Origin of the sequence: Streptomyces sp. NPDC046821 (assembly GCF_040645335.1) — a bacterium.
In the GTDB taxonomy this organism is placed as follows: domain Bacteria; phylum Actinomycetota; class Actinomycetes; order Streptomycetales; family Streptomycetaceae; genus Streptomyces.
This window is the reverse complement of sequence record NZ_JBEYYB010000024.1, coordinates 14,247-37,483: the sequence shown is the minus strand read 5'-3', so window position 1 is coordinate 37,483 and position 23,237 is coordinate 14,247. Positions and strand designations below refer to the sequence as shown.

At 69.2% G+C, this 23,237-nt stretch carries 24 protein-coding genes; 10 read left to right on the top strand and 14 right to left on the bottom strand.

Annotated features, from left to right (window positions below; translation table 11 throughout):
* Positions 1–29 precede the first annotated feature (29 nt).
* Entirely contained in the window at positions 30–1,070 is a 1,041-nt protein-coding gene (locus ABZ893_RS34505) for a glycosyltransferase family 2 protein (protein ID WP_361411991.1), read from the bottom strand.
* 240 nt (positions 1,071–1,310) lie between these two features.
* Here ABZ893_RS34505 and ABZ893_RS34500 point away from each other — a divergent pair, with 240 nt between their 5' ends.
* On the top strand, positions 1,311–2,693 hold the full coding sequence (locus ABZ893_RS34500; protein WP_361411989.1) for an LCP family protein: 1,383 nt from the start codon (positions 1,311–1,313) through the stop codon (positions 2,691–2,693).
* 48 nt (positions 2,694–2,741) lie between these two features.
* Here the strand turns inward: ABZ893_RS34500 and ABZ893_RS34495 are convergent, their stop codons facing one another.
* Positions 2,742–3,287, bottom strand: coding sequence for an acyl-CoA thioesterase (locus ABZ893_RS34495; protein ID WP_361411987.1), 546 nt, complete (start codon positions 3,285–3,287; stop codon positions 2,742–2,744).
* A gap of 109 nt (positions 3,288–3,396) precedes the next feature.
* Between ABZ893_RS34495 and ABZ893_RS34490 the strand changes: the two genes are divergently transcribed.
* Complete coding sequence (locus ABZ893_RS34490) at positions 3,397–4,698, top strand: LCP family protein (RefSeq protein ID WP_361411985.1); 1,302 nt, start codon at positions 3,397–3,399, stop codon at positions 4,696–4,698.
* 102 nt (positions 4,699–4,800) lie between these two features.
* Here ABZ893_RS34490 and ABZ893_RS34485 read toward each other — a convergent pair whose 3' ends face one another.
* Positions 4,801–5,958, bottom strand: coding sequence for an acyl-CoA dehydrogenase (locus tag ABZ893_RS34485; RefSeq protein WP_361411983.1), 1,158 nt, complete (start codon positions 5,956–5,958; stop codon positions 4,801–4,803).
* A gap of 177 nt (positions 5,959–6,135) precedes the next feature.
* Between ABZ893_RS34485 and ABZ893_RS34480 the strand changes: the two genes are divergently transcribed.
* Both ABZ893_RS34480 and ABZ893_RS34475 read left to right on the top strand, forming a co-directional pair.
* Complete coding sequence (locus ABZ893_RS34480; RefSeq protein ID WP_361411981.1) at positions 6,136–7,479, top strand: UDP-glucose/GDP-mannose dehydrogenase family protein; 1,344 nt, start codon at positions 6,136–6,138, stop codon at positions 7,477–7,479.
* A gap of 83 nt (positions 7,480–7,562) precedes the next feature.
* A complete protein-coding gene (locus ABZ893_RS34475; RefSeq protein WP_361411979.1) occupies positions 7,563–7,925 on the top strand; it encodes a VOC family protein in 363 nt (120 codons plus the stop codon).
* 22 nt (positions 7,926–7,947) lie between these two features.
* Here ABZ893_RS34475 and ABZ893_RS34470 read toward each other — a convergent pair whose 3' ends face one another.
* The 4 genes from ABZ893_RS34470 to ABZ893_RS34455 all read right to left on the bottom strand — a co-directional run bounded on the left by ABZ893_RS34470 (position 7,948) and on the right by ABZ893_RS34455 (position 12,098).
* Entirely contained in the window at positions 7,948–9,051 is a 1,104-nt protein-coding gene (locus tag ABZ893_RS34470; protein WP_361411977.1) for a dipeptidase, read from the bottom strand.
* Between the two features lie 175 nt (positions 9,052–9,226).
* Positions 9,227–10,429, bottom strand: a complete 1,203-nt coding sequence (locus ABZ893_RS34465) for a dipeptidase (protein WP_361411975.1) — start codon at positions 10,427–10,429, stop codon at positions 9,227–9,229.
* A 5-nt stretch (positions 10,430–10,434) separates the two neighbouring features.
* Positions 10,435–10,962 (bottom strand): 5-(carboxyamino)imidazole ribonucleotide mutase, encoded by a 528-nt coding sequence (purE, locus tag ABZ893_RS34460; RefSeq protein WP_361411973.1) that lies wholly within the window; start codon positions 10,960–10,962, stop codon positions 10,435–10,437.
* Positions 10,959–12,098 carry a 5-(carboxyamino)imidazole ribonucleotide synthase gene (locus tag ABZ893_RS34455; RefSeq protein ID WP_361411971.1) on the bottom strand — a complete coding sequence of 380 codons (1,140 nt, stop codon included), beginning with the start codon at positions 12,096–12,098 and terminating at the stop codon, positions 10,959–10,961. The genes purE and ABZ893_RS34455 overlap by 4 nt, the downstream gene beginning before the upstream one ends.
* A gap of 136 nt (positions 12,099–12,234) precedes the next feature.
* On the opposite strand from ABZ893_RS34455, the gene ABZ893_RS34450 reads away from it, so the two are divergent.
* Positions 12,235–12,780, top strand: a complete 546-nt coding sequence (locus tag ABZ893_RS34450) for a GtrA family protein (protein ID WP_361411969.1) — start codon at positions 12,235–12,237, stop codon at positions 12,778–12,780.
* On the opposite strand, the gene ABZ893_RS34445 is transcribed toward ABZ893_RS34450, so the two are convergent.
* Entirely contained in the window at positions 12,777–14,051 is a 1,275-nt protein-coding gene (locus tag ABZ893_RS34445) for an ATP-binding protein (protein WP_361411967.1), read from the bottom strand. The two genes, ABZ893_RS34450 and ABZ893_RS34445, sit on opposite strands and share 4 nt — an antisense overlap.
* 104 nt (positions 14,052–14,155) lie before the next feature.
* Positions 14,156–14,833: a response regulator transcription factor gene (locus ABZ893_RS34440; protein WP_361411965.1), complete on the bottom strand. Its 678-nt coding sequence runs from the start codon at positions 14,831–14,833 to the stop codon at positions 14,156–14,158.
* Between the two features lie 364 nt (positions 14,834–15,197).
* On the opposite strand from ABZ893_RS34440, the gene ABZ893_RS34435 reads away from it, so the two are divergent.
* Complete coding sequence (locus ABZ893_RS34435; RefSeq protein WP_361411963.1) at positions 15,198–16,685, top strand: oligopeptide:H+ symporter; 1,488 nt, start codon at positions 15,198–15,200, stop codon at positions 16,683–16,685.
* Between the two features lie 83 nt (positions 16,686–16,768).
* Here the strand turns inward: ABZ893_RS34435 and ABZ893_RS34430 are convergent, their stop codons facing one another.
* Both ABZ893_RS34430 and ABZ893_RS34425 read right to left on the bottom strand, forming a co-directional pair.
* The gene (locus ABZ893_RS34430) at positions 16,769–17,002 is read right to left on the bottom strand and encodes a DUF397 domain-containing protein (RefSeq protein ID WP_361411961.1); all 234 of its coding nucleotides are present in this window, start codon (positions 17,000–17,002) and stop codon (positions 16,769–16,771) included.
* Positions 16,989–17,813 (bottom strand): helix-turn-helix transcriptional regulator, encoded by an 825-nt coding sequence (locus ABZ893_RS34425; protein WP_361411959.1) that lies wholly within the window; start codon positions 17,811–17,813, stop codon positions 16,989–16,991. Before ABZ893_RS34425 ends, ABZ893_RS34430 begins: the two co-directional genes overlap by 14 nt.
* Before the next feature lie 81 nt (positions 17,814–17,894).
* On the opposite strand from ABZ893_RS34425, the gene ABZ893_RS34420 reads away from it, so the two are divergent.
* Together ABZ893_RS34420 and ABZ893_RS34415 are read left to right on the top strand one after the other, a co-directional pair.
* Complete coding sequence (locus ABZ893_RS34420; protein WP_361411957.1) at positions 17,895–18,134, top strand: hypothetical protein; 240 nt, start codon at positions 17,895–17,897, stop codon at positions 18,132–18,134.
* Between the two features lie 1,072 nt (positions 18,135–19,206).
* Positions 19,207–19,449: a hypothetical protein gene (locus ABZ893_RS34415; protein ID WP_361411955.1), complete on the top strand. Its 243-nt coding sequence runs from the start codon at positions 19,207–19,209 to the stop codon at positions 19,447–19,449.
* A 19-nt stretch (positions 19,450–19,468) separates the two neighbouring features.
* Here ABZ893_RS34415 and ABZ893_RS34410 read toward each other — a convergent pair whose 3' ends face one another.
* Complete coding sequence (locus ABZ893_RS34410) at positions 19,469–19,957, bottom strand: hypothetical protein (protein ID WP_361411953.1); 489 nt, start codon at positions 19,955–19,957, stop codon at positions 19,469–19,471.
* Between the two features lie 186 nt (positions 19,958–20,143).
* Between ABZ893_RS34410 and ABZ893_RS34405 the strand changes: the two genes are divergently transcribed.
* Entirely contained in the window at positions 20,144–20,773 is a 630-nt protein-coding gene (locus ABZ893_RS34405; protein ID WP_361411951.1) for a hypothetical protein, read from the top strand.
* A gap of 27 nt (positions 20,774–20,800) precedes the next feature.
* On the opposite strand, the gene ABZ893_RS34400 is transcribed toward ABZ893_RS34405, so the two are convergent.
* Both ABZ893_RS34400 and ABZ893_RS34395 read right to left on the bottom strand, forming a co-directional pair.
* The gene (locus ABZ893_RS34400) at positions 20,801–21,862 is read right to left on the bottom strand and encodes a 2,3-butanediol dehydrogenase (protein ID WP_361411949.1); all 1,062 of its coding nucleotides are present in this window, start codon (positions 21,860–21,862) and stop codon (positions 20,801–20,803) included.
* A gap of 108 nt (positions 21,863–21,970) precedes the next feature.
* Complete coding sequence (locus ABZ893_RS34395; protein ID WP_361411947.1) at positions 21,971–22,510, bottom strand: VOC family protein; 540 nt, start codon at positions 22,508–22,510, stop codon at positions 21,971–21,973.
* 163 nt (positions 22,511–22,673) lie between these two features.
* On the opposite strand from ABZ893_RS34395, the gene ABZ893_RS34390 reads away from it, so the two are divergent.
* Positions 22,674–23,174 (top strand): PadR family transcriptional regulator, encoded by a 501-nt coding sequence (locus ABZ893_RS34390; protein ID WP_361411945.1) that lies wholly within the window; start codon positions 22,674–22,676, stop codon positions 23,172–23,174.
* Positions 23,175–23,237 lie beyond the last annotated feature (63 nt).

The following is a 23,237-nucleotide window of genomic DNA, read 5'->3' as shown; positions in this document are numbered from 1 at the left end:
TCGAACCAGACCTCGGTTCAGGCCTCGGTTCAGGCCTCGACCGAGGTATCCGTCAGGACCGCCGGCCGACGCGACGCGATGACCTTCTTCGCGAGCGCGCGCGGGCTCGTCAGGAAGCCCCAGCCCCACGACATGTGCATCGTGGCGAGCGCGACGGGGATCTGCACGCGCGCCTTCAGCGGCAGCCCCTTGCCGGCCGGTACCGAACCAGCCGCGATCGCCGCCACGTACCCGCCCGGGATCACGAAGGCCCACGGCGTCACGAACGCGCCGACGACCAGACCCGCGGCTATCGCGCACACTGCGGTCGGCGGGGCGAGGTAGCGCAGGTTGATCGAGCCGGAGTGGTAGCGCGCGACGACGTGGCGCCAGCGTCCGTAGTCCTTGTACTGCTTGGCGAGCGCCTTCACGCTCGGCCGCGGCCGGTACGAGACCTTCAGCTCGGGCGAGAACCAGATGAGGCCGCCGGCCTCACGGATGCGGAAGTTCAGCTCCCAGTCCTGGGCGCGGATGAACTCCACGTTGTAGCCGCCCTGTTGCTCCAGCGCCTCGCGCCGGAACACGCCCAGGTAGACCGTCTCGGCCTGCTGCGCCTCGCCGCCGGTGTGGAACGCCGCGTTGCCCACGCCGATCTTCGACGTCATCGCGGCGGCGACGGCCTGCTCCCAGGCGTTGGTGCCCTGGGCGTGCATGATGCCGCCCACGTTCATCGCGCCGGTCTCCTCCAGGAGGCGGACGGCGGTGGTGATGTAGCCCGGGGAGAGCGCGGCGTGGCCGTCGACGCGGACCACGACGGGGTGCCGGGACGCCTTGATGGCCGCGTTCAGCGCGGCGGGCGTGCGGCCCGTCGGGTTGGGGACGGTGACCACGCGGGGGTGTTCGGCGACGAGCTGCGCGGCGATCTCGTCCGTACGGTCGGTGGACGGGCCGAGCGCGACCACGACCTCCATCTCGCCGTCGTACTCCTGCGCAAGGATCGCCTCGACAGCTTCCCGCAGATGCCGCTCCTCGTTGAGGACGGGCATGATCACGGATACGGGCGGAAGCTGCTTGTCGGAATTCGCGTTCATCGGGCGCCACGTTACCGCTAACGGGGGACACGGGCGCGCGCCGCCGGGGTCGCTACCGCGGTCAGCAGATCGTATGGGCCTACGTTGCTCGCGATCCCACGCCCACCTTCTCGGAGGTGTCCCCCGGTGCCCACACCGCCGACTCATCCCCGCTCCCCCGTACGCCCGCCCCGCCCCCCACGGCCCGATCGCGGACGTCCCGCCGCACCGGCCGTACGGAGGAAAAAACCACGCTGGGCCATGCGGGCCGCGACGACGTTCTCGGTGACGGTCCTCGCGGCCGCCGGCATCGGGCACGCGGTCGTGTCCGGCATCGACACGGAGATCAATCGCGTCGACGCCTTCAAGGACATGAAGAACCGTCCCTCCGCCGGTCACGGCATGAACGTGCTGCTCGTCGGCACCGACGGCCGCGACAAGATCACTCCGGAGGAGAAGGAGAAGTACCGGCTCGGCGGGGCGCCCTGTCACTGCACGGACACCGTCATGATCGTGCACATCTCGGCGGACCAGCGCCGCGCCAGCATCGTCAGCCTGCCGCGCGACAGCTACGCGGAGATCCCCCCGCACATCGACCAGACGACCGGCAAGCAGCACCACCAGCACCCGGTGAAGCTCAACGCGGCGTACGCGGAGGGTGGCCCCAACCTGACCGTCAGTACCGTCGAGCACATGACCGGCGTGAAGATCGACCACTATCTGGAGGTCGACTTCACCAGCTTCATGAAGACGGTGGACGTGCTCGGCGGCGTCGACATCTGTACGGCGAAGCCGCTCAAGGACTCGTACACCGGGCTCGACCTGGCGGTCGGCAACCACAGGCTGAACGGCGGGCAGGCGCTCCAGTACGTGCGCTCCCGGCACACCGACGGGGCGAGTGACCTGGGCCGGATGCAGCGTCAGCAGCGCTTCCTCGCGGCGCTCATCGAGAAGGCCACGTCGTCCGGGGTGCTGCTGAACCCGGTGAAGTTCCGTGACGTGGCGCAGACGCTGCTCAGCGCGGTCCGCGCGGACAAGGGGTTCGGGCCGGACCAGATGGTCGGGCTCGCGCAGGCGATGAAGGGGTTCTCGCCGTCGTCGTCGGAGTTCACGACGGTGCCGATCGGCGACATGGGCTTCCCGGTCAAGGGGATCGGGTCGACGGTGAAGTGGGACCCGGTGAAGTCGAAGCAGCTGTTCGACGCTCTGCGCGACGACAAGCCGCTCGCGGTGCACCACGCGCAGAAGCAGACGCAGACGCAGACGCAGAAGGCGACGGTCGTCGGCGTCGCCCCGGACCAGATCAGCGTCCAGGTGGAGAACGGCACGATGACCCCGGGCCTGGGCAAGAAGCTGGACGCGGCGCTACGGGGTACGGGGTTCCGCACGAGCGGGGCACCGGCGAACGCGGTCCAGCGCACCGCGACGCACACGCTCGTCCAGTACGACCCCCGCTGGGACCGCTCGGCAAAGGCCCTGGCGGCAGCCCTGCCGGGCGCCCAACTCCAACCGACGCCGGGCCGGGGCCCGGTGATGAAGGTAGTAGCGGGCCCGGACTTCAAGGAGGTCCAGCCGGTACGAGCGGAAGACGCCCACCAGGGCCAATTCGGAGCGGTAACAGGCGACCAGGTGGTGTGTGGCTGAGGTCACGGGGCTCCGCCCCGGACCCCGGTCCTCAAACGCCGGACGGGCTTAAAGCAGCCCGTCCGCAGCCCTACGCTCCCGCAACTCCCGAATCGCCCGCCGCCGCGCCAGCCGATGCTGGCGCCGGATCTGAGCCTCCTGATACCGCCGCTCATCCCGCTCGGTCTCAGGAACCACCGGAGGCACCACCCGAGGCTTCCCGTCCGCATCAACAGCGGCAAAAACCAAATAGGCGGAGCCAACCTGCTGCGCCGGAGTCGACTCGTTCCACCGCTCGGCGAGCACCCGCACACCGACCTCCATAGAGGTCCGCCCAGTCCAATTCACCTGAGCCTTCACATGAACTAGGTCACCGACCCGCACCGGCTCCAGGAACACCATCTCGTCCATGGACGCGGTCACGGCGGGCCCGCCGGAGTGCCGCCCGGCCACGGCACCGGCCGCGTCGTCGACCAGTTTCATGATCACGCCACCGTGCACGGTCCCCAGAAGGTTCGTGTCGTTGTGGGTCATGATGTGCGACAACGTCGTGCGGGAAGCGGAGGTCGGCTTACCCGGAATGCCGGATTCCATGCCGCGAGCCTGGTCTGTCATGGCCTCCACCTTATGCCGGACGCGGTTTGTGTCCGTTCTGCAACAGCCCTGGTGCGATTCCCCACCCACCCTTGTCGGGCACACAGGGGCCCCCTGCACACTGGGGCACATGAACGATTGGCCTGAGGGTTGGGACGAGAGACAGGGCGGCGGCGACCGCGGATACGGTCGCGGCAGTGCCGGCGCACGTCCCGAGGGCGCCCGCGCGATGCCGCACGTACAGCGCCGCCAGGGTGGCCCGGGCCGGTCGGCGCCGCCCAGGCCGGGCGTGCCGCCGCAGCCGTCGTACGGCGGTGACGGTTACGACGACGGCCGCGGGGACCAGTACGACAGCGGCTACAACACCGGACAGGTCTACGGCGGTGGCGGCGGACGCCGCGGCGGCGGCGGTCACATACCGAACGACGACGACTACGCACCGATGCGACAGCGCCCGAACTGGGGCCGCCGCATCAAGCGCATCACGCTCACGCTCGTCGTCCTCTTCGTGGCCGTGAGTGTCGGCACGTACTTCTGGGCCGACTCCAAGCTCCACCGTGACGTGGATCTCGCCAAGGTCATCGACCGCCCCGCGGCGGGCCAGGGCACGAACTACCTGATCGTCGGCACGGACAGCCGCCAGGGCATGACGGCCGCCGACAAGCAGAGGCTCCACACCGGGTCCGCCGAGGGCAAGCGCACGGACACGATGATGATCCTGCACACGGGCAGCAACGGCAGCACGATGATCTCGCTGCCGCGTGACTCGAACGTCACGATCCCGTCGTACAAGGGCTCGACCTCCGGCAAGCTCTACCCGAACCAGGGCCGCCAGACGAAGCTCAACGCCGCGTACGCCGAGGACGGCCCCGAACTCCTCGTCCGCACGGTCGAGTTCAACACCGGACTGCACATCGACCACTACGCGGAGATCGGCTTCGGCGGCTTCGCCAAGATCGTGGACGCGGTCGGCGGCGTGGACATGGACCTGAAGCAGGGCTTCAAGGACAAGTGGTCCGGCGCCGACTTCAAGGCCGGCAAGCAGACGCTGAACGGCCAGCAGGCCCTCGCCTTCGTCCGTACGCGCCACGCGTTCGCGGCGAGCGACCTCCAGCGCACCAAGAACCAGCAGGCGTTCCTGTCGGCCCTGGCCCACCAGGTGGCCACCCCGTCGACGGTCCTGAACCCCTTCAAGCTCTACCCGACGATGGGCGCGGGCCTCGACTCCCTCGTCGTCGACAAGGACATGAGCATCTGGGACCTGGGCTCGATGTTCTGGGCCATGAAGGGCGTCACGAGCGGCGACGGCAAGTCGATGAACATGCCGATCTCCGGCTCTGTCGGCGGCAACCTCCTCTGGGACAAGGCCAAGGTCAAGACCCTGGTCGACGAACTGAAGAACGACCAGAAGGTGACGGTGTCGGGCAACTAGCCACGACGCACCCCACCGCGCACGCGAGAAGGGCCCGGACGGAATCGGATTCCGTCCGGGCCCTTCTCACATCCCGCAGTACTTACGAGTGCTTACGAGTACTTACGGCAGGTTGCGCGCCATCACGATCCGCTGAACTTGGTTCGTGCCCTCATAAATCTGGGTGATCTTCGCGTCGCGCATCATGCGCTCGACCGGGTAGTCACGGGTGTAGCCGTAGCCGCCGAGGAGCTGGACGGCGTCCGTGGTGACCTCCATGGCGACGTCCGAGGCGAAGCACTTCGCTGCGGCGCCCTGGAAGGTGAGGTTCGCGTCGCCGCGCTCGGAGGCGGCCGCGGCCTGGTAGGTCAGGGCGCGGGCGGCCTCGATCTTCATGGCCATGTCGGCGAGCATGAACTGGATGCCCTGGAAGTCGGCGATCGGCTTGCCGAACTGCTTGCGCTCCTTGACGTAGCCCTTGGCGTAGTCGAGGGCGCCCTGGGCGATGCCGAGGGCCTGGGCCGCGATGGTGATGCGGGTGTGGTCCAGGGTCTTCATCGCCGTGGCGAAGCCCGTGCCCTCCTCGCCGATCATGCGGTCGGCCGGGATGCGGACGTTGTCGAGGTAGACCTCGCGCGTCGGGGAGCCCTTGATGCCGAGCTTCTTCTCGGGGGCGCCGAAGGAGACGCCCTCGTCCGACTTCTCGACGACGAACGCCGAGATGCCCTTCGAGCGCTTCTCCGGGTCGGTCACGGCCATCACCGTGTAGTACTCGGAGACGCCCGCGTTGGTGATCCAGCGCTTCACGCCGTTGAGCACCCAGAAGTCGCCGTCGCGGACCGCGCGGGTCTTCATGCCCGCCGCGTCCGAACCGGCGTCCGGCTCGGAGAGGCAGTACGAGAACATGCCCTCCCCCTTGGCCAGGGGCGTCATGTACTTCTTCTTCAGCTCCTCGGAGCCGGAGAGTATGACGGGCAGCGAGCCCAGCTTGTTCACCGCCGGGATGAGGGAGGAGCTGGCGCAGACGCGGGCCACCTCCTCGATCACGATGACGGTCGCGAGGGCGTCGGCCCCGGCGCCGCCGTAGCTCTCGGGGACGTGCACGGCCTGGAGGTCGTTGGCGACGAGCGCGTCGAGGGCCTCCTGCGGGAACCGCGCCTCCTCGTCGACCGCCGCGGCGAACGGCGCGATCTTGGCCTCGCACAGAGCCCGGACGGACTCGCGGAGCATGTCGTGCTCTTCAGCCGGCCGGTACAGGTCGAATTCGGGCGATCCTGCCAAGGTGTCTCACGCTCCAAGGACGCTAATTACCGTTAAGTAACCAGAATTTTAGGCGCCTGCTCACGAGACGGATACGTGAGCTACACGACAAGTGGAAACCTGCCCTGTGAGGGGCCCCTCCACGCCCGCGTATGCTCAGGCACCGCACTGCCGCCGTACACCTCTGGAGACCTCCCCATGGCCCTGAAGATCACCGTGATCGGCACCGGCTACCTCGGCGCCACGCACGCCGCCGCCATGGCCGAACTCGGCTTCGAGGTCCTCGGGCTCGACGTCGTCCCCGAGAAGATCGAGATGCTCACGCGGGGCGAGGTCCCCATGTACGAGCCCGGTCTCTCGGACCTGCTGCGCAAGCACGTCGCCGGGATCGAGGGCTCCACGGGGCGGCTCCGCTTCACGATGGACTGGGCCGAGATCGCCGAGTTCGGCGACGTCCACTTCGTCTGCGTGAACACCCCGCAGAAGCACGGCGAGTACGCGTGCGACATGAGTTACGTCGACGCCGCCGTCGAGTCCCTCGCCAAGCACCTGACCAAGCCCGCGCTCGTCGTCGGCAAGTCGACCGTGCCCGTCGGCAGCGCGGAGCGCCTCGCGGCCCGCATCGTCGAGCTGGCCCCCGCCGGCGGCGAGGTCGAGCTGGCCTGGAACCCCGAGTTCCTGCGTGAGGGCTTCGCCGTGCAGGACACGCTGCACCCGGACCGGATCGTGGTCGGCGTGCGCAGCGAGCGCGCCGAGAAGATCCTGCGGGACGTGTACGCGACGCCGGTCGGCCAGGGCTCGCCGTTCGTGGTGACCGACTTCCCGACGGCCGAGCTGGTCAAGACGGCCGCCAACTCCTTCCTCGCGACGAAGATCTCCTTCATCAACGCGATGGCCGAGGTGTGCGAGGCCGCGGGCGGCGACGTCGCGAAGCTCGCGGAGGCGATCGGTTACGACGAGCGGATCGGTTCCAAGTTCCTGCGGGCCGGCATCGGCTTCGGCGGTGGCTGCCTGCCCAAGGACATCCGGGCGTTCATGGCCCGCGCCGGTGAGCTGGGCGCGGACCAGGCGCTGACGTTCCTGCGCGAGATCGACTCGATCAACATGCGCCGTCGCGGCGCGATGGTCGAGATGACGCGTGAGGCGCTGGGCGGCGGCTCGTTCCTGGGCAAGCGGGTCGCGGTGCTCGGCGCCACGTTCAAGCCCGACTCGGACGACGTGCGCGACTCTCCGGCGATGAACGTGGCGGGTCAGATCCACCTCCAGGGCGGTCAGGTCACGGTCTACGACCCCAAGGGCAACGACAACGCGCGCCGCCTCTTCCCGACGCTGGGCTTCGCCGACTCGGTCCTGGACGCGGTGCGGGGTGCGGACGTGGTCCTGCACCTGACGGAGTGGCAGGAGTTCCGCGAGCTCGACGCCGCACAGCTCGGCGAGGTCGTGGCGTCCCGGGTGATCCTGGACGGCCGCAACGCGCTGAACCCCGTGGTGTGGCGCGAGGCCGGCTGGACGTACCGCGCGATGGGCCGTCCGACGGCCTGAGCCCGAACTCCGCGGGGTAAGCGCGCTCGGCCGGGGTAGCCCCCACAGGTAACCCACCCGAGCCTCGCCCTCAAGGAGAAGTCATGGCTCTCGCCACGTTCGGCGTCGTCGTCCTGGACTGTCCCGACCCGCGCGCCCTCGCCGAGTTCTACGCGGAGGTGCTCGGCGGGACCGTGACGGGCGACGAGGGGCGGTGGGTCGACCTGGAGGTGCCGGGCGGTCACGCCCTCGCGTTCCAGGAGGCGCCCGACTTCGTGGCACCGGCCTGGCCCTCGGCCGACCGGCCCCAGCAGTTCCATCTGGACCTGAACGTCGAGGACCTGGACGCGGCCGAGAAGGAAGTGCTGGCGCTCGGCGCGACGGTCCTCGACGCGGAGGACCGCTCGCGCACGTGGCGGGTCTACGCGGACCCGGCAGGGCACCCGTTCTGCCTGTGCGCGAGCTGACTCCGCCGGCCCGCCGCCCGCGTCAGGCGTCCAACGGCTCGATACGGGCCGTGGACGGCGGGCGGCGCAGGGACGCGGCCCGCGCCGCGAACTCCGTCCCCTGCAGTACCCGCTGCACGTTCCCCCACGTGAGCAGCCCCAACTCCCGTTCCGTCCAGCCGCGTTGGATGAGTTCGGCGATCAGGTACGGGTAGCGGGACACGTCGGCGAGCCCGTCGGGGTGGACCCCACCCGTGTCGTACGTGCCCGCGAGGCCGACCGCCCCCGGGCCCGCCACCTTCCGCACATGCTCCAGATGGTCGGCAACATCGCCGATGTCAGGACCCGTGCGCTCCGCCGAGCACGGCACGAGGCACACACCCTTGGCGGCGCCCACCTCCGCGAGCAGGTCGTCGGTGACGTTGTCCGGGTGGTCGTTGAGCGCGTGCGCGCCCGAGTGCGTGAGGATCACCGGCGCCTTGGTGATGGCGAGGACCCTGCGCGCGGTGCGGGCGGAGGCGCCGGTGAGGTCGGCGAGCACGCCGAGCCGGTTCATCTCCCGTACGACCTCCTCGCCGAACCGCGTGAGTCCCGCCTCACCGGCCCATGAGGCGCCGGAGAGGGTGAGCACGCGCAGGCCGAGCGCGAAGAGGGCGCGCAGGGTGGCGAGGGAGTTCCCGGCGGCGGAGGCGGGCGCGGGGCCCATGAAGACGGCGACCCGACCGTAGGCGCGGGCGTCGCACGCCTCGGAGGCGCTGCGGGCGAGCCGTAGTCCCTCGGGGTACGCGGCGACGACGTGCCTGGCGAGGTCGAGCTGTTCGAGGACGGCGGTCACCGGGTGTTCGGGCGGGGCCGAGCCGGGCTGGCGCAGGGTCCACAGGAGGGCTCCGACGCCTCCGTCCCGCAGCCGGGGTATGTCCGTGTCGACCGACGTGTCGCCGAGTTCGAGGTCGTACCAGGGCAGGGTGCGCAGCGTCGCGGGCAGTCCGCAGTAGCCGTCGGCGACGGGGTGGGTGCTGAGGAGGGCTCGGGCGCGGGTGAGCGCGTCGTCCTCGGGTGGCTCGTGGGCCTCCTCGTTGGGTGAGGAGAGCTCGTCGAGCTCGCCTGTCTCGGCGGCGGTGATCAGTTCTTGCTGCAGTTCTGCCATGGCAAAGCTCCGGGCATCGATGGTGTCGGCAGTTCGTTCACCGTCACACGCCTGGCCGACGCCCACCTGGCGGGTGCGGCGTTCGGGCGACACCGGCCCGCTCAAACCTCCGGAGCTCAATGGAAAACCTCCGGAGCGCGGGCGCTCCGGAGGTCATCAGAGGGAAAACCGGCTGTCAGCCGTCCAGCTGTTCCAGCGTCACATTCGACGGCCCACGCCGGGTCTGCTGATCCCGCGCCACATCCTCAGCCGCGCCCAGCACTCGCACCGCGTTCCGCCACGTCAGCTTCGCGAGATCGGCGTCGGACCAGCCGCGCTCGATCAGCTCGGCGATGAGGTTCGGGTAGCCCGACACGTCGTCCAGGCCCTGCGGCACGAACGCCGTTCCGTCGTAGTCGCCGCCGATGCCGATGTGGTCGACGCCCGCGACCTCGCGCATGTGGTCGAGGTGGTCGGCGACCGTGGCCGCCGTGGCGACCGGCCGCGGGTGCGCCTCCTCGAAGGCGCGGTGCAGCTTCATCGCCTCGGGGGACGTGTCCAGGTGGTGCAGCCCGTGCGCGCGCAGGTTCTCGTCCGCGGCGGCCGTCCAGTCGACGGCGGCCTGGAGGACGAACTTCGGCACGAACGTGGCCATCGCGACGCCGCCGTTCGCGGGCAGCCGCTCCAGGACGTCGTCCGGGATGTTGCGCGGGTGGTCGCACACGGCCCGCGAGGACGAGTGGGAGAAGATCACCGGCGCGACCGACGTGTCGAGCGCGGCCCGCATCGTGGTCGCCGCCACGTGCGACAGGTCGACCAGCATCCCGGTCCGGTTCATCTCCCGTACGACCTCGTGGCCGAAGGGCGAGAGGCCGCCGACGCCCGGCTCGTCCGTCGCCGAGTCCGCCCACGCGATGTTGTCGTTGTGCGTGAGCGTCATGTAGCGCACCCCGAGCGCGTGCAGCGCCCGCAGTGTGGCCAGGGAGTTGTTGATGGAGTGGCCGCCCTCGGCGCCCATGAGCGACGCGATACGGCCCTCGGCGCGCGCCGCCTCCATGTCCGCGGCCGTCAGCGCGCGGCGCAGGTCGGCCGGGTAGCGCTCGACGAGCTGCGCGACGCAGTCGATCTGTTCCAGGGTCGCGGTGACGGCCACGTCGCCGGCCATGTCCGAGCGGACGTACACGGACCAGAACTGCGCGCCGACCCCGCCGGCCCGCAGCCGGGCCAGGTCGGTGTGCAGATGGGCGCTCTGGTCGGCGGCGATGTCCCGCGCGCCGAGGTCGTACGCGACCTGCTCACGCAGCGCCCACGGCAGGTCGTTGTGCCCGTCGGCGACGGGGAACTCGTCGAGGAGTGCGCGGGCCCGCTCCAGGGCGGACAGGGACGACGGCGTGGCCATCCGCGTCACTTCCCGAAGCCGAAGCCGTTGCTGCCCTCGACCTTGGCGCGCAGGCGCTTGCCCTTCTCGGTGGCCTGGTCGTTCAGCTCCTGCTGGAACTCCCGCATCCGGCCGAGCAGTTCCTCGTCGTGGGCGGCGAGGATGCGGGCGGCCAGCAGACCGGCGTTGCGCGCGCCGCCGACCGAGACGGTGGCGACGGGGACTCCGGCCGGCATCTGCACGATGGAGAGCAGGCTGTCCATGCCGTCGAGGTACTTCAGCGGGACAGGGACGCCGATGACGGGCAGCGGGGTCACGGAGGCGAGCATTCCCGGCAGGTGGGCCGCGCCCCCGGCGCCCGCGATGATCGCCTTGAGTCCGCGCTCGGCGGCCTGCTCGCCGTACGAGATCATCTCGTGCGGCATCCGGTGCGCGGAGACGACGTCGACCTCGTAGGGGATCTCGAACTCGTCGAGTGCCTGGGCGGCGGCTTCCATGACGGGCCAGTCGGAGTCGGATCCCATGACGATGCCGACGACGGGGGACGTGCTCATTCGGTGATCGTTCCTCTGAGGTAGCCGGCTGCGTGACGGGCGCGCTCCAGCACGTCGTCCAGGTCGTCGCCGTAGGTGTTGACGTGGCCCACCTTGCGGCCGGGCTTCACGTCCTTGCCGTACATGTGGATCTTGAGCTTGGGGTCCCGGGCCATGCAGTGCAGGTACGCGGAGTACATGTCGGGGAAGTCGCCGCCGAGGACGTTGCACATGACCGTCCAGGTGGCGCGCGGGCGCGGGTCGCCGAGCGGGAGGTCGAGCACGGCGCGCACGTGGTTCGCGAACTGCGAGGTCACGGCGCCGTCCTGGCTCCAGTGCCCGGAGTTGTGCGGGCGCATGGCCAGTTCATTGACGAGGATGCGGCCGTCGCGGGTCTCGAAGAGTTCGACCGCGAGGTGCCCGACGACACCGAGCTCCTTCGCGATCCGCAGGGCGAGCTGCTCGGCGCTGAGCGCGAGGGCCTCGTCGAGGTTCGGGGCGGGCGCGATGACCGTGTCGCACACGCCGTCGACCTGCTGGGACTCGACAACGGGGTAGGCCACGGCCTGGCCGTGCGGGGAGCGCACGACGTTCGCCGCGAGCTCGCGCACGAAGTCGACCTTCTCCTCGGCGAGGACGGGGACACCGGCCTTGAAGGGCTCTTCGGCGTCGTCGAGGGAGCGTACGAACCACACCCCCTTCCCGTCGTAGCCGCCGCGCACCGTCTTGAGGATGACGGGGAAGCCGTCGCCCTCCTCGGCGAAGGCCGCGACATCGGCGGGGTCCTTCACGAGGCGGTGGCGCGGGCAGGGAGCGCCGATCTCCGTGAGCTTCGCGCGCATCACGCCCTTGTCCTGGGCGTGCACGAGCGCCGCCGGGCCGGGGCGTACGGGGATGCCGTCCGCCTCCAGGGCCTTCAGGTGCTCGGTGGGGACGTGCTCGTGATCGAAGGTGATCACGTCACAGCCCCGCGCGAATTCACGCAGCGTGTCCAGGTCGCGGTAGTCGCCTATGACGACGTCGCTGACCACCTGGGCCGCAGAATCCTGAGGAGTGTCACTGAGGAGCTTGAACTTGATGCCGAGCGGGATGCCTGCCTCGTGTGTCATACGAGCGAGCTGTCCGCCGCCGACCATGCCAACTACCGGGAACGTCACACCCCCAGGGTATCGGCCGTCCCGGGATGCCCGGTTTACCGGCGTCCCGGACGCCGCACGGGCGGCCTCGTTAGCATGGCCGGGACCGCAGGACGAGAACGACGGGGGCTGGGACCAACACGATGAACGGACAGCGATGAACGGGCCGGGACCATGGCGGGCGCGCCTCGACCGGCTGGCCCGCGAGGTCGCCAAGTTCGGTGCCGTGGGCGCGATCGGCACGCTCGTGAACTTCGCCGTCTCGAACCTGCTGTGGCACACGACGAGCCTGGAGGCGGTGCGGGCGAACGTCATCGCGACGGTCGTCGCCATCGCCTTCAACTACGTCGGGTTCCGCTACTTCACCTACCGTGACCGCGACAAGAGCGGCCGCACGAAGGAGCTGGCGCTGTTCCTGGCGTTCAGCGCGGTCGGCCTGGTGATCGAGAACGGCGCCCTGTTCGTCACGATCAACGGCTTCGGCTGGGACAGCTCGCTCCAGCGGAACGTCGTCAAGTTCCTCGGCATGGGCATCGCGACCCTGTTCCGCTTCTGGTCGTACCGCACGTGGGTCTTCAAGGCGCTGCCGGCGCGGGAGACGGTCGCGAGCGCGGAATCGTTCCTCGAAGAAGCCGGCCAAGCCGAGCAAGCGGAAGAAGCCCCCGAGCGCCCCCAGCCGGCAAAAGCTCAGCGCACGCGCTAACGCACCGTCTCCGGCCCGTCCCCCGGCAGCGGCTTCCTGGGTGTCGTACGCGACAGGAACAGGCCGAAGACGGGCGGGTTGGTCTGGAGCATTTCGAGGCGGCCGCCGTCCGCTTCCGCGAGGTCACGCGCGACGGCGAGGCCGATGCCGGTGGAGTTCCGGCCGCTGATGGTCCGCTCGAAGATCCGCGCGCCCAGGTCCCCCGGCACGCCCGGCCCCTCGTCGGTGACCTCGATGACGGCCTGGTTGCCGGTGACGCGGGTGCGCAGGGCGACGGTGCCGCCGCCGTGCATGAGGGAGTTCTCGATCAGCGCGGCGAGGACCTGGGCGACGGCGCCGGGCGTGCCGACGGCCGACAGGTGCCGCTTGCCGGAGGAGACGATGGCGCGGCCCGCGCTGCGGTAGGCGGGGCGCCACTCCTCCAGCTGCTGCTTGATGACCTCGTCGAGGTCGAAGGCGACGGCGGACCCGGTGCGCGGGTCGCGCGAGTTCGTGAGCAGCCGCTCGACGACGTCCGTGAGCCGCTCGACCTGCGCGAGCGCGATGGTCGCCTCTTCCTTCACCGTGTCCAGGTCCTCGGTGACGGTGATCTCCTCCAGGCGCATGGAGAGCGCCGTGAGGGGCGTACGGAGCTGATGGGACGCGTCGGCCGCGAGGCGCCGCTCGGCGGTGAGCATCCGGGCGATGCGCTCGGCGCTGGAGTCGAGGACGTCGGCGACCCGGTCCAGCTCGGGCACCCCGTACCGCCGGTGCCGCGGGCGCGGGTCGCCGGACCCGAGGCGTTCGGCGGTGGAGGCGAGGTCGGTGAGCGGGGACGTGAGCCGGTTGGCCTGGCGTACGGCGAGCAGGACCGCCGCGATGACGGCGAGGAGCGCGACGCCCGCGATGATCAGCAGCGTGCGGCCGACCTCGCGGGTGACGGAGGAGCGGGGCTCCTCGACGGTGACGGTCTCGCCCTTCTCGCCCTTGGCGGTGGCGCGGATGACGTCACCCTTGGGCTGCGCGCCGATCTCGATGGGCGCCCGCCCCGGCAGCTCGATCCTGGCGTGCCGGTCGGGCCCGACCTGGTCGTTCAGGATGGCGCCGCTGACCTTCTCGTCCCCGAGGAGCCGGCTGTCGACGATGCTGACGAGCCGGACCGCCTCGGAGTCCACGCGCTCCTGGGCGCTGTTGGTGATCGTGCGGGTCTCGACCAGAACGAGCGAGACCCCGAAAACAGCGATCACGACGAGCACGACGGCGAGCGTGGAATTGATCAGACGGCGACGCATGTCACCCAGTGTCCCGGATCAGGCGCCCCGTAAGGAGCGCCCCGTAAGGGGCGCGGGGAACTGCGCGACCAGCCACAACAAACCCGCACCCGAAAACGAAAGCCTCAGCTCTTCTCGAACCGGAACCCAACCCCACGCACCGTGGCGATATACCGAGGATTAGCCGCATCATCCCCAAGCTTCTTCCGCAGCCAAGAGATATGCATGTCCAGAGTCTTGGTGGACGACCACCAGGTCGTGTCCCACACCTCACGCATGAGCTGGTCCCGGGTCACAACGCGGCCGGCGTCCCGCACAAGAACCCGCAGCAGATCGAATTCCTTCGCGGTGAGCTGAAGCTCCTCGTCCCCCATCCACGCCCGATGCGACTCGACGTCGATACGCACGCCGTGCGTGGCAGGCGGCTGTGCCGGCTCCGCGGCACCACGCCGCAACAGCGCCCGCACACGTGCGAGCAGTTCGGCGAGCCGGAACGGCTTGGTGACATAGTCGTCGGCGCCCGCGTCGAGACCGACGACGGTGTCCACCTCGTCGGCGCGCGCGGTCAGGATGAGGATGGGCACCGTGTGCCCCTCGGCGCGCATCCGCCGGGCCACTTCCAGGCCGTCCATGCCGGGCAGTCCGAGGTCGAGTACGACGAGGTCGATGCTGCCCTGGAGTCCCGCGTCGAGCGCGGTCGGGCCGTCCTCACGCACTTCGACCTCGTAACCCTCCCTGCGCAGTGCGCGGGCCAGCGGCTCCGAGATGGACGCGTCGTCCTCGGCGAGCAGTACACGGGTCATGAGGTGATGGTAGTCCGCGTGGCCGCGCGCCCGAAGGGTGATCCACCAGGGCCGTACCCTTACGTGGGCCGCCTGCGGCTGTGGGATGGGATACCGGAAGATGCCTTCGAATGTTGGTGAATGGTTCCTTCAGACCATGTGATCCATGTCTCAAGTCCTTCCATATGCACCAGTGTCCTGCCGTATGGTGAATGAACGCCTGATGCACTAAAGAGCAACCTTTGGACCGCACTGCGCGAGCGCGCTGCGCGACAAAGGTTCTTTTTATGTGAGAGCTGGTTACAGCCAGCGTTGAAGGACCGATTCCCCACACTGGCCGCGAGGTCCATCCCGACCCGCGTCCCGTACCCAGCAAGGAACCTCCATGGCGAACAGCCTGACGAAGGAATCCACCGGGGCACCCTCCGGCGGCAAGACCTTCTTCGGCCACCCTCGTGGTCTGGCCACTCTGTTCATGACCGAGATGTGGGAGCGCTTCTCCTACTACGGAATGCGCGCCCTGCTCCCGCTGTACCTCGTGGCCCCCGGCGGCCTCGGGCTCGACGCGGGCACGGCCATCGCAATCTACTCCGTCTACGTCTCGACGGTGTACCTGCTCGCCATGCCCGGCGGCTGGTTCGGCGACCGAGTGTGGGGCCCCCGCAAGACGACGGCCATAGCCGGCGCGATCATCATGGTCGGCCACCTGCTGCTGGCCGTCCCGCTCAGCGGCATCTTCTACGTCGGCCTGCTCTTCGTGGCTGTCGGTTCGGGTCTGCTGAAGTCCAACATCTCGACGATGGTCGGCCACCTCTACAACGGCCCGGACGACCCGCGCCGTGACGGCGGCTTCACCGTGTTCTACATGGGCATCAACCTCGGTGCCTTCGCCGCCCCGCTGATCATCGGCACGGTCGGCCAGAACGTGAACTGGCACTTCGGCTTCGGCCTCGCCGCCGTCGGCATGGCGATCGGCCTGGCCCAGTTCCTGCTCGGCACGCGCCACCTGTCGGAGAAGTCCTCGGTCGTCCCGAAGCCCCTGGACACCGCCGAGCGCACCGCCATGCTGAAGAAGTCGATGATCTGGCTGCTCGTCGCGGTCGTCTTCTACGCCATCGTGGTCGGCACCGGCACCTACACCCTGAACTGGGTGATGGTCCCGCTCATGCTGATCGGCCTGGTCGTCCCGATCATGGTCCTCGCCCGCATCAAGCGCGACAAGGACCTGACGTCCACCGAGCAGTCGAAGGTCTCCGGCTACATCTGGTTCTTCGTCGCCGCCGCCGTCTTCTGGATGATCTACGACCAGGGCGGATCGACGATGTCGATCTTCGCCGACAAGCACGCCAACACGAGCGTCTTCGGCTGGAACTTCCCGGTCTCCTGGTTCCAGTCGGTGAACCCGGTCCTCATCATGGCGCTGGCCCCGATCGCCGCCATGGTCTGGCTGGCCCTGGCCCGCAAGGGCAAGGAGCCGAGCACGGTCACCAAGTTCTCGCTCGGTCTCGCGCTCGTCGGTATCTCCTTCTTCGTCTTCCTGCTGCCGCTGACGGCCGCGGGCGGCGGCAAGGTCAGCCCCTGGTGGCTCGTCCTGATCTACTTCGTCCAGACGGTCGGCGAGCTGACCCTCTCCCCGGTCGGCCTCTCGGTCACGACCAAGATGGCCCCGGCGAAGTACGGCTCCCAGATGATGGGTGTCTGGTTCCTCGCGGTGACGGCGGGCGACGCGGTGACGGGTCTGCTCTCCACCGCCGGCCTCGACCTGAACGGTACGGGCATGGTGGGCCTGGAGGCCGTGCTCGCGGTGATCGCGGGTGCCGCGGTCTTCATGTACCGCAAGAAGGTCAAGGAACTGATGGGCGACGTCCACTGACGCGCTCCGCTCGGTCCGCATGACATACGTGGGGCCCCGCACCGGATTCGGTGCGGGGCCCCACGGCTTTTCGTCTACGGGCTTCAGCCCAGGCCGAGCGAACCGCTGCGAACGGCGCCGACGAACGCGTTCCACGCGGGCGCGGCGAAGGCGACGGCGGGCCCGGTGGGGTTTTTGCTGTCGCGGACGGGGAGGTGGGCGGGGCAGGAGGAGTCGTTGACCTCCAGGCATTCGCCGCTCTCGCCACCGCTGTACGACGACTTGCGCCAGGCCGTCAGCACGGACGCGTCCGGGATGGTGTGCTCAGTGCGCTTCATGCTCGTAATCCTCTGCGACGGACCTGATCAGAGCCAGGGACTTACGGTGCGACAGCGCGTCGCCCAACGCGTGATCGTAGGCCACCTGACATTCGCGCACTACTGACGGCAACTCCCAGACCCGCCCCGTTTTGAAGCCTTCTACATAGGCGACGGGCGGGAGTTCCTGGAACCACATGAGCGAGACAACGCCCTCCAACAACGCGTGCACACCCACTGTGTACGGGAGAACGTGGACGCGGATCCGGCGGCTCTCGCCCAACGCGACAATGTGCCGAAGTTGTTCGCACATCACGGCGGGGCCTCCGATGGGCCTCCGCAGCACGGCTTCGTCGAGCATCGTCCACACCACTGGCGAGTGGAAGTTGTTCAGAATGCGGGCGCGGTCGAGGCGTGTGGCAAGGAGCTTGTCACGTTGCTCGTCGGTCTTGGGCGGGTGCCCTGAACCCAGTACCGCCCGTGCGTACGCCTCCGTCTGAAGCAAGCCCGGAACAAGCTTCGGGCCGTACACCCGGATCGCCGTCGCCTGCCCTTCGAACTCCAGCGCCTCCTCGAAGTGCTCAGCTACGACCCTCCCGTCCAACGCTGGAAGGAAGCGCTCAAAGAACCCGCCCGCGTTCAGCGCCTTGTCGAGGCGGCGCGCGTCGTCGACGTCCGGCCGCCGCCTCCCCGCCTCGATGTGGGCGATCTGGGAGCGGGAGATGATCGACAGCTCGCTCAGTTCTTCCTGGGTGAGTCCCAGGGTCTCGCGCCTGCGGCGCAACTCCTCGCCGTACTTGGCGCGGGAAACAGGGTTGTCCTCGATGGCCATCGCCAACTCCCTTTTGTGCGTTCCGTGTTGTCACACGCAAACCCCTACCGAAGATACACAGCGTGACCTGACGCTTACGGCATGAACAGCGAAATGACTTCGGAAGAGCACGCGCCGGGCACGTTCGTCGCCCACTCGACGACGGATGTGTACGGGCCCGGCAAAGTCCTCAGCGCGGTGGGCGAGTTGAGGCGGGTGAGGTTCGTGCACTTCGTGGCGACGGTTCGGGCGCGGGACCTGCGGGAGGCGTCGGAACGGGAGGCGGAGGAGATCCGCACGTGGCTGAAGGCGAAGGCGGCGCGGTACGGCGGGGTGTGGTGACGGCGGGTGACCAACAATCCGAACACATGAAGTAACGCTTTGTAACGACAGTTGCTGTACGGTGAGCACAAAGCGGCCCTCGCCACCGGTTGCACCCGGCAAACGAGGGCCTACACCTCGAGTGTCACTAGGAGACACCCGATATGCAGCGTCATGCTATCTCGCCTGCCCATTTCTACTCGCAGGTGCCGAACGAGATCCTCCGCCACCCCCGCCTGTCATCCGAGGCCGTACGCCTCCTGATCTGGCAGCTCTCGCTCCCGGCGGACGACGAAGAATCCCTCTCCGCGACGGCGCGCCGGGCCGGTATCGGCAAGTGCGCATTCCTGCGCGCGAAAAGGGAGTTGAAGGACGAGGGCTACGTCCACGAATGGCGGGAGCAGGCGGCGAGGGGGCGCTGGGCGACCCATCAGCTGGTCTCAAATGTGCCACTCACGCCGGAGGAAGCGGCGGCGGTCCGGGGAAAGTCGCCGGTGGGACCGCCTCCCCCTCCTCCCCCGCCTCCGACGGACGGGACACCGACAGCCGGTGACCCGAAGCCCCGGTCCGTCGGCGCTCTTCCAGAAACACCCCCTGCGGGAAACACCCTCCAACCTTCCCCGGAGGCCCGCAGGGTGGTCGAGGCCCTGGCGGATCTGGACCCGCGCCTGGCGCGGATCCCGCGCCCGATACTGCCGGAGCTGACGGACCTGGCAGAGGCCTGGCTGACGGCAGGACACCCGCCTACGGCGCTACTCGCCGAGGTCCACCGCAACCTCCCCGCCCCCGACGTACGGGTACACCGCCCGGGAGGCCTGATCCGCTACTTGTGGCGAGAGATCCCACCCGTAGCCGCCCCCACGCCGCCTGCCCCGACGCCCACGCCTCCCCGCGTATCCGAGATGCGCGAATGCGAAAGCCGAACCCACACCCAGCCGCGCCTGTTCCGCCCGGTCGCGGACGAGGAGTACTGCGGAGCCTGCCGCCAAGCCCGAGCGGGAGCACCGGACCCGACCCAGACCTGGGCAACGGCGGCGCAGCGAGGAGCGGCCGCAGCGCGGGCGGCAATGCGAGGCCTGACGGAAGTGACACCGTGAGCGAGGCGCTGCCCTGGTCGGTCTTCCTGCCGGAGGAGGACATCGAGACCATGCTCACCGAGCTCGCGGACACCGCCCGTGGAGCCGCCGCCCTGAAGAATCTCGCTCCGGTCGCGCTACTGCTCACGCAATGGCGGCACAGCGCCGAGGTCTACGCCGACCCGGCCCTCCACGCCCAGCTCACCCGCGAACCCGAAGGCGACCTCGGCCCCGTCCCCTCCCCGGAGGCCGCCGAGTGAGTCCCTGACAGCGCGAGGCCTACCCTTCCTGATCCGCCGCCTCGCCCCGGCCCACCGTCATCGACCAGTGCACCGTCGACGGGGCGGTGACGGAGGCCGTGCCCGGCTTCTCCGTTCCGGTGACGGCGAACTGGTTGTAGGTCGTGCTGACGCCGCCTTCCACGCAGGGCATCGCGAAAGAGGCCCGCACGGGCTTCAGGGAGACCTTGATGTTCCCCTTGCCCTCACAGCTCACGGCCACGATCAGGGCCTCCGCCTTGTTGCCCTGGGCGTAGGCGAACGTGCCGTCTCCGTGGGTCTCCGCCTGGCGGCCGGCGAGCGTCTCGGTCTCGTCCAGATCCGGCGCGGGGACCGGCATCCGGGCGTGCGTGACGTACTGGGCCGGGGGCTGACTGGGCGTCGGCTTCGCGGGCGCAGCCGACTGCGCACCGGAATTGCACGCGGTGGCAAGCGGCAGCACGACCGCCGCCGACACAAGACCGAAGCCCACGAGGCGCCGTCGGAACATCGCTGGTCCTCCCTCTCTCACCCGATCGAGTGAGCGTGATCACGTCACTTCCGACCTGCGTCTTACGCATTTCGGCCAGGAGCCAGCAAACCACTCCGGAGTGGGCGATGTGCGGGAAACGATCAGCGGCGGCGCCGAAGCGGGCGCCATCATTCCGCATCCCTCTTGAGAGGACCCCCCCCCCACATGGCCAAGGCCTACGACATCCAGCTGCCTTACGGTTCCGGACGGGTACTGCCCGCGAAGGACTACATCAGCAAGCCGGTCATCCTCGTGGCCGACGGAGGACCGGGCGCCACAGACCTCGGCGGTCTGGAGAAGAGCCTTTCCTCCTTCCTCACCCAGGCGGAAGCGCAGGGCCTCGATGTCTGCCTGGTCGGCTTCGACAACGGGGAGCGCTCGCTCAGGGACCTCGCCGATGCGGTGCAGGGAGCCGTGAACAGGATCAACTCCGAGCGTATCGGCAGCGAGCGGTTGGTCGTCGGCGGCGTCGGCCGCGGTGCCGTCGTCGCCCGGTACGCCCTGACCAAGCTGGAGTACGACTCGTACGACCACGAGACCAAGGTCTACTACGCCTTCAACGCCGCCGAGCCGTCCGCGCAGGAGGCGAAGTCCCTCGACCAGGTCGGCGGCTGGCCGCAGAGGCCGATGAAGCTCCAGCTGACGAGCGACTCCACCGGCAGCGCTCCCGAGCCTGGTTCGGCCGAGGACAACTACGACGACTACTTCTTCACCGCCTCCTCCTCCAGCAGCAAGACGGGCACCCTGCTGCCGGAGGACGCCACCCAGTGGCTGCTGGACCGCGTCAGCTACTAGCCCAGCCCACCCGACCCCCGTCCGTGATCACGGGTGGACCAGGATCTTGACGTGCGCGTCCCGGCCCTCGCCGAGCAGCGCCTCGTACCCGTCCTGGACCGCCCGCTCCAGCGGAATCCGCGCGCTGATGAACGACTCCGCGTCGATCGTGCCCCGGCGGATCGCCGCGATCACGGACGGGAAGTCGGACCCGGCGTAGCCGATCGTCGACGTCAGTGACGTCTCCGTGCGCATCAGCTGGATCGTCTCGACCTGCGCCGGCTTGGACCACATCGCCAGGTTCACGGCCGTGCCGCGCTTGCGGAGCGAGGTCAGGGCCGTGTCCAGGGTGACCTGGAGGCCCGACGCGTCGAAGGCCGCCGCGACGCCCAGACCGTCCGTCAACTCCCTTACGCGCGCGGCCACATCGTCCGCCGTCGGGTCGAGCACGGCATCCGCGCCGAGGCGTTCGGCCAGCTTCTTGCGGGCCGAACTGACCTCGCTGACGGCCACCATCCGCGCACCCGTCGCGTTCAGCGCGGAGAGCACACCGAGGCCGATCGGACCGGCGCCGACCACGAGCGCGGAGGACCCCGGCGGCAGCGCGGCCACGCGCACCGCGTGCCACGCCACCGCGAGCGGTTCGACCAGCGCACCCAGGTCCGTACCGACGCCCTCCGGCAGCTTGTGCACCATCTGCGGCGGCAGCACCACGTACTCCGACATGCCGCCGCCCCAGCCGTTGATCCCGACGAAGCCGGACTGCACGCACAGGTTGTAATCGCCCTGGCGGCAGTACGCACACGTGTCGTCGTAGATCTCCGGCTCGACGGCCACGCGGTCGCCGACGGCGAGAGACGTGACACCCTCGGCGACCTCGGTGATGACGCCGGAGAACTCGTGGCCCATCACCGGAGGTGCCTGCTCGCCGGTCAGCGGGTGCGGCTGGTCCAGGCCGAACGCCGACGGGCCCGCCTGGTAAAGGTGCAGGTCAGAGCCGCAGATCCCGCACCACTCGACCTTGATCTTGACGGTTCCGGCCCGGAGTTCCGGCTCCGGGATGTCCTCAAGACGCAGGTCCTTGGGTCCGTGCAGCCGCAGTGCGCGCATGGTCGATCGATCCTCTCCGGGCCGTGGAACGGCCGCCTCTCGTCAGGATGGCCCGCTGCGGCAGCCGCCGCACGGCAGCCGATCAGGGAGTTCGGGAATCCAGGGACTTCAGGGAATGGTGATCTCGCGTATCGGGTCGCTGCCGTCCCAGCCGGCCGCGGCCTCCCGGATCGAGTCGAAGAAGCCGCCCCACTGCGCGGTCTCGATGACCTCGACGACGGTGCCGCCGTGCTCCTCGGTGGGCAGGTAGGCGAAGCGGCTGCCCGGACCGGAGTCGCCGTAGTGGTACGGCTCGACGTCGGACTCGGCGAAGCGCGCGAGGAACGCGTCGAAATCGGCCTCGTCCTTGGCGAAGTGCCCCACGTGGTGCAGCCCCTCGCCGCGCTCCTTCAGGAAGTCGCGGTAGGCGCTCGGAGCATCCGGGTTGAGCTGCTGGATCAACTCGATCTGCACGTCGCCGGCCTGCGCGATACCGACGGCGATGCGGGCGTCCGTAGGCTCGCCCAGGTAATAAGTGCTGGCGATGGCGGCCTGCGGGAAGTAGAAGAACGGTCCGACGCCGAGGTTCGCCGACCAGTGGCGCATCGCGGCCTCGACGTCCTTCACCACATAGCCGAGCTGGTCGACCGATCCGATCGAAGGGGGCATCTGTCCTCCAGAGACGGGTGGGCAAGCGGAGGGAAGAGCGGAAGCGGAGGAAGCACCGGACCGGGTGCTGTCTCCAACGACAGGGCCACTTCCGGCACTTCGTGTTCCGGAAGCCACGTCAGGGTGCCTATATATATGGAAGATATATAGGGGAGGCAAGCCCTTGGACACGACCGATCTGACCGCGACTGCCTGGACGGCCCTCGGTTTCATCGCCCTGCGCCCGCGGTCCGGCTACGAGATCAAACAGGCCTGCGCGGAGACCGTCGACGCCTACTGGGGCGTCAGCTTCGCGCAGCTGTATCCGCAGCTCAAGCGCCTGAACGAGGCCGGTTTCATCACCGGGGAGGAGGGCGGCGGCGGGCGCCGTCAGGTCATCTGGCACCTGACGGAACGGGGGCGCGAGGCCCTGGACGCATGGCTCGTCCAGCCGCCCGCGCCGCCCCAGCTGCGCGACGAGGCCCTGCTGAAACTGCTCTTCGTGCAGTCCCTCAGCCCGGACCAGGCCCGGCTGCTCATCGACGCGAAGCGCAGAGAGTTCGAGGCGTGGATCGACCGGTACGAGCCCGGCGACGAACCTGACCTGCTGCGTTCCTACGCCCTGACCATGGCGCAGGCGGGCCTGACCTGGTGCGACGCGGCCGAGAAAACGCTGGCCGACTGAACCGCTCGCCCGGCGAGCCCCGGGCGCCCCACGCACCGGACCTCCCACTGAGTGGGAACCAGA

Bases quoted from the DNA above. Each gene is read 5' to 3' on its own strand.
- ABZ893_RS34505 (WP_361411991.1), bottom strand. From the start codon at position 1,070: ATGAACGCGAATTCCGACAAGCAGCTTCCGCCCGTATCCGTGATCATG.
- ABZ893_RS34500 (WP_361411989.1), top strand. From the start codon at position 1,311: ATGCGGGCCGCGACGACGTTCTCGGTGACGGTCCTCGCGGCCGCCGGC.
- ABZ893_RS34495 (WP_361411987.1), bottom strand. From the start codon at position 3,287: ATGACAGACCAGGCTCGCGGCATGGAATCCGGCATTCCGGGTAAGCCG.
- ABZ893_RS34490 (WP_361411985.1), top strand. From the start codon at position 3,397: ATGAACGATTGGCCTGAGGGTTGGGACGAGAGACAGGGCGGCGGCGAC.
- ABZ893_RS34480 (WP_361411981.1), top strand. From the start codon at position 6,136: ATGGCCCTGAAGATCACCGTGATCGGCACCGGCTACCTCGGCGCCACG.
- ABZ893_RS34475 (WP_361411979.1), top strand. From the start codon at position 7,563: ATGGCTCTCGCCACGTTCGGCGTCGTCGTCCTGGACTGTCCCGACCCG.
- ABZ893_RS34470 (WP_361411977.1), bottom strand. From the start codon at position 9,051: ATGGCAGAACTGCAGCAAGAACTGATCACCGCCGCCGAGACAGGCGAG.
- ABZ893_RS34465 (WP_361411975.1), bottom strand. From the start codon at position 10,429: ATGGCCACGCCGTCGTCCCTGTCCGCCCTGGAGCGGGCCCGCGCACTC.
- purE (WP_361411973.1), bottom strand. From the start codon at position 10,962: ATGAGCACGTCCCCCGTCGTCGGCATCGTCATGGGATCCGACTCCGAC.
- ABZ893_RS34450 (WP_361411969.1), top strand. From the start codon at position 12,235: ATGAACGGGCCGGGACCATGGCGGGCGCGCCTCGACCGGCTGGCCCGC.
- ABZ893_RS34445 (WP_361411967.1), bottom strand. From the start codon at position 14,051: ATGCGTCGCCGTCTGATCAATTCCACGCTCGCCGTCGTGCTCGTCGTG.
- ABZ893_RS34440 (WP_361411965.1), bottom strand. From the start codon at position 14,833: ATGACCCGTGTACTGCTCGCCGAGGACGACGCGTCCATCTCGGAGCCG.
- ABZ893_RS34435 (WP_361411963.1), top strand. From the start codon at position 15,198: ATGGCGAACAGCCTGACGAAGGAATCCACCGGGGCACCCTCCGGCGGC.
- ABZ893_RS34430 (WP_361411961.1), bottom strand. From the start codon at position 17,002: ATGAAGCGCACTGAGCACACCATCCCGGACGCGTCCGTGCTGACGGCC.
- ABZ893_RS34425 (WP_361411959.1), bottom strand. From the start codon at position 17,813: ATGGCCATCGAGGACAACCCTGTTTCCCGCGCCAAGTACGGCGAGGAG.
- ABZ893_RS34420 (WP_361411957.1), top strand. From the start codon at position 17,895: ATGAACAGCGAAATGACTTCGGAAGAGCACGCGCCGGGCACGTTCGTC.
- ABZ893_RS34410 (WP_361411953.1), bottom strand. From the start codon at position 19,957: ATGTTCCGACGGCGCCTCGTGGGCTTCGGTCTTGTGTCGGCGGCGGTC.
- ABZ893_RS34405 (WP_361411951.1), top strand. From the start codon at position 20,144: ATGGCCAAGGCCTACGACATCCAGCTGCCTTACGGTTCCGGACGGGTA.
- ABZ893_RS34400 (WP_361411949.1), bottom strand. From the start codon at position 21,862: ATGCGCGCACTGCGGCTGCACGGACCCAAGGACCTGCGTCTTGAGGAC.
- ABZ893_RS34395 (WP_361411947.1), bottom strand. From the start codon at position 22,510: ATGCCCCCTTCGATCGGATCGGTCGACCAGCTCGGCTATGTGGTGAAG.